We start from the raw sequence: 5,319 nt of genomic DNA on the forward strand, positions 1-5,319 counted from the left end.
ATCTCATTCTGAAGCTCTTTATGAATATTCGTGAATGAATCACCAACACCAGCAAAGGCTGACGCAACATCATCATAGCTATGCTCTTCAACGGCACTGCCATCTTCTTTGACGATCTTAACTTTGAAGCTTGGAGCACTCCATTGACCTTCCTTATATTCAGCGCCACCACCTAAATAAGTTGCAACTGTCTTATTCGTATCAAAAAGCTGAGAACCATTGACCGCTTCACTTGAGCTTGCAGAAATCTCTCCATTGGAAAGAAACTTAATTTTACTGTTGCCTTTCTCATCACCCTCTCCATGCGTTGCTACAAACGCCTTTTCAGAATCACTCCACAACAACGCATTCTGCTTAATATTTTCAGTAACCTCCGTGTTGTTTTGAGTAAACTCTTTTTGAAGATTCTCAAAAGATGTTCCTACACCAGCAAATGCTTCCGATACAGTATCATACTTCTTCTCTTCAACTTTAGTACCATCCTCATTAACGATCTTAACTTTGAAACTTGGAGCCGTCCAAGCGCCACCTGCATAACTAGCATCACCACCTAAAGACTTTGCAACACTGTTACCTAGAGAATATAGCTGATTTCCTGCTACAGCATCGCTTGAGCTAGCAGTAATATCACCATTTGCAAGTGATGTGATTTTGCTGTTCATCTTCTCACTATCTTTTTCTCCATGCAAGGCGACAAAAGCACCTTCAGCCTTGCTCCATGATAAAGAATCTTGTGCAACTCCTTCTGAAACTTCCTTAATACGAGCGTTGATAGTGCTCATGCTGTCATTAATGTCATTAAACGCACCTGCAACATTATTACTGCTCTTCTTATCTCCTTTCGTACCATCATTGCTGAAAGTCTGAATTTGGAAATCCGGATCTTGCCATTCGCCTTTCTCATTATAACCAGCACCTCCACCAAAATAGCCAGCAAACTTTTTTTGCAGATCATAAATCTGTCCACCCGTAATCGCATCACTCGAGCCTGATACTATAGAGCCAGCTGCAAGTGATGTGAGCTTGCTGTTCTCTTTATTGTCCCCATGCGTCGCTACAAACGCTTCTGCGTCCTTATCCCACAACAGCGCATCGCCTTGAACTTCCTGAGTAATATTCGTGATATTTTCAGTAAGTTCATTAAACTTATTCGTTAGGTTGTTATTCACATTCTTGAAATTCGTATCAATACCTTCAATGGCTAAACCAACATCACCATAAGATTTTTCTACTACCTCGCCTTTTGCATCAACACTGGATAATTTATAGGTTGGACCCGTGAAAGTACCATCTTTAAAGCTTGTACCTCCACCTAAGTATTTCGCAATATCCTGAGAAACCTTAGAAACCTGACCGCCATTAACCGCATCATGCGAATTCTCACTAATCTGACCTTCGGCAACATTATGCAAACCAACAGTTGCAGAACCCTTACCTTTACCCAAAGTCACACTCGCATAATTAGTGCTGCTATTATCATCACCTTGTTTATCATAGTGAACAACAGCCGATTCATCAGACTGAAGACTGGTAGAAAGATCCTTTAAACTTTCATCAAGCTGACCCTTGTTAACCGCTTCATTATCCCTTGTCGCTGTCTTAACACCTGAAAGTATTCTATCTTGGCTTTCCTTATCCGCAATACTGATGCTCGCACCTTCTTTTTCACCACCAAGCTTGATTACATTTGTCGTATCATCAAACTTAACAAGACTATCTCCTACAACTTTATTAATCTCATTCTTAAGCTCTTTGTGAATATTCGTGAATGAAGCGCCTACACCAGCAAATGCTTTAGCAACATCATCATAACTTTGCTCTTCAACAGCACTGCCATCTTCTTTGACGATCTTAACTTTGAAGCTTGGAGCATTCCATTGACCTTCTTTATATTCAGCGCCACCGCCAAAGGATTTAGCTATATTCGTAGCTGTTGTTTCAAGATTGTTAGATACACTGCTTACATTTTGATTAGTCGCAAAAAGCTGAGAACCATTGACCGCTTCACTTGAGCTTGCAGAAACCTCTCCATTGGAAAGAAACTTAATTTTACTGTTGCCTTTCTCATCACCCTCTCCATGCGTTGCTACAAACGCCTTTTCAGAATCACTCCACAACAACGCATTCTGCTTAATATTTTCAGTAACCTCCGTGTTGTTTTGAGTAAACTCTTTTTGAAGATTCTCAAAAGATGTTCCTACACCAGCAAATGCTTCCGATACAGTATCATACTTCTTCTCTTCAACTTTAGTACCATCCTCATTAACGATCTTAACTTTGAAACTTGGAGCCGTCCAAGCGCCACCTGCATAACTAGCATCACCACCTAAAGACTTTGCAACACTGTTACCTAGAGCATATAGCTGATTTCCTGTTACAGCATCGCTTGAGTCTTTAGTGATATCCCCATTTGCAAGCGACGTTATCTTGCTGTTCGTCTTGCTTTCCTTCTCTCCATGCTTGGCTACAAACGCCTCTGCGTCCTTATTCCACAACAGCGCATCGCCTTGGACAGATTCTGTGATATTCGTGACTTTGTCATTAAAGTCTTTAACCACATTCGTGAAAGAATTACCAACACCTGAAAGAGCTTCTGAAACACTATCGTACTCAGCTTCTTCTGATGTGCCATCTTCTTTAAGGTGTGTAACTTTAAATCTAGGCAACAACCATTGATCTTTCTCATACTTAGCATCACCGTTTAAGTACGATGCAAGATCTTTTCCTAAGGAATAAAGTTGGGAGCCATTTACTGCATCTGTAGATTCTTTCGTAATATCTCCTGCCGCAAGGAACTTAATCTTGCTATTTGTCTTTGCACCGTCTTTTCCTCCATGCAAGGCTACAAAGGATTTTTCACCCTCGCTCCATGATAAAGAATCTTGTGCAACTCCTTCTGAGACTTCCTTAATACGCTGATTCACATTTTTGATATTTGCATCAAGTCCCTCAAATGCTAAACCAACATTGGTAAAGGCTTTTTGTGTTACCTCGCCATCTTCAGAAACGCGAGATAAGTTGTAAGTAGGGTTGGTAAAGCTACCGTCTTTAAATGCCGCATCGCCGCCAAGGAATTTAGCTACATTCTGAGAAATCGTGTTGATCTGACTACCATTAATCGCATCATGTGAATTTTCAGCAATGGTACCATCCGCTACATTATGAAGTGCAACTGGTCCTGCATCCTTACCTTTACCTAAAGTCACACTCATGTAATCAATGCCGCCATTCTCACCCTCTTTTTTATCGTAATGAACAACAGCCGAGTCATCAGACTGAAGGCTGGTAGAAAGATCTTTCAGACTTGCATCAAGCTGACCCTTGTTAACCGCTTCATTATTCTTCGTTGCTGCCTTAACACCTGAAAGTGTCCGCTCTTTGCCCTTGTCATCCAGAAGACTTATTTCAGTGCCTTCTACTTCTTTACCAATAGTGATAATTTTCGTCTTCTCATCCTGCTTGACAAGGCTATCACTGACTACATTGGTCACATCATGATGAACATTCGTGACAGAACTACTAATATCAGAAAGTGCTTCCGCTACACTCTTATAGCTTTCCTCACTTTCTTTACCTTCTGCATCAACTTTCTTGATTACAAAATTTGGAGCCTTCCATTGTCCATCTTTAGCATAACCTGCACCACCACCAAAATAAGTCGCCAGCGTCTGATTCATTGAATAAAGTTGATTACCAGCGACAGCATCCGTTGATTTAGCGCTAATCTCACCATTTGCTAGAAACGTAATTCTACTGTTTTCTTGTGTCCTTACAGCTCTGCCTTGTTCTTCTTGCTTCTTCTCATGACGCGCGGCAAAGGCATTGGCTTCATCATTCCATAACAAAGAATCTTGCGCTACTCCTTCAGAAACTTCTTTAATCCGTGCATTCACATTCTTGATATTCTCATCAAGACCGGCAAAAGCACTCCCAACATCATTAAAAGAGCCATTTGTTATATTACCAGCTGTATCAACCTTGGATAACTTGTAGGTTGGTCCTGTAAACGTACCCTCAACAAATTTTGCATCGCCACCAAGGAATTTAGCTACATTCTGAGAAATCGTGTTGATCTGACTACCATTAATCGCATCATGTGAACTCTCACCAATGACACCATCTTTGACATTATGAAGTGCAACTGGTCCTGCACCCTTACCTTTACCTAAAGTCACACTCGTGTAATCAATGCCGCCATTCTCACCCTCTTTTTTATCGTAGTGAACAACAGCCGAGTCATCAGACTGAAGGCTGGTAGAAAGATCCTTCAGACTTGCATCAAGCTGCGCTTTATTAACTGCTTCATTGTCATTCTCTGCCGCCTTAACACCTGAAAGCGTCCGTTCTTTGCCCTTTTCGTCCAGAAAACTTATTTCTGTACCTGCTACTTCTTTACCAATATTGATAACTTTTGTCTTCTCATCCTGCTTGACAAGGCTATCACTGACAACATTAGTCACATCATGATGAACATTCGTGACAGAACTACTAATATCAGAAAGTGCTTCCGCTACACTCTTATAGCTTTCCTCACTTTCTTTACCTTCTGCATCAACTTTCTTGATCACAAAACTTGGAGCTTTCCATTTTCCATCTTTATCATAACCTGCTCCTCCACCAAAATACTCAGCAAATGTCTGATTCATTGAATAAAGCTGATTGCCAGTGATCGCCTCTGTCGAACCTTTAGAAATTTCTCCATCTAATAGAAACTTTAATTTGCTGTTTTCTTGTTCCGCTATAACTTGACCATCTTTCTCTTTGTTCTTTACATGACGTGCTACAAAGGCATTGGCTTCATCATTCCATAACAAAGCATTCTGCTCAATGGTCTGTATAAGTTCATTGCTGTTCTTAGAAAGCTCATTATGAAGATCTGTCAGCGATGTATCAACACCGCTAAAAGCTGAACCAACATCATGATATGACTGACCACCAACAACATACGTCGGAAGATTGCCTACAAGCACATCAGCACCACCACCTAAATAGCTCGATGTATTTTTAGAAACACTGTCTAGATTAGTACTCACTGTCGTAACATTTTTATTAGTTGCAAATAACTGAGAGCCATTTACAACTTCTGTCGATTCTGCTGAAAGTACTCCTGCCTTAACACCTGAAAGGGTCCGGTCTTCTTTCTTACTGTTGGCAATATTGAGTTCTGTACCCTCTACTTCTTTACCAATAGTGATAAGATTGGTTGCTTGATCTTTCTTAACAAGGCTATCACCTTTCACATTGGTAATCTCATTTTTAATCTCATTGGTAATTTCTTTATGAAGATCTGTGAAAGAACTACCTACTCCAGCAAACGCA

Annotated in this window: 1 pseudogene; it reads right to left on the reverse strand. The window is 40.6% G+C overall.

From position 1 onward, the window contains the following. Positions 1-5,319, reverse strand: a pseudogene (locus ACFIML_RS08805) (hypothetical protein); the annotation flags it as partial.

This window comes from Bartonella sp. AC62GZZY, assembly GCF_042196525.1.
In the GTDB taxonomy this organism is placed as follows: Bacteria; Pseudomonadota; Alphaproteobacteria; order Rhizobiales; family Rhizobiaceae; genus Bartonella.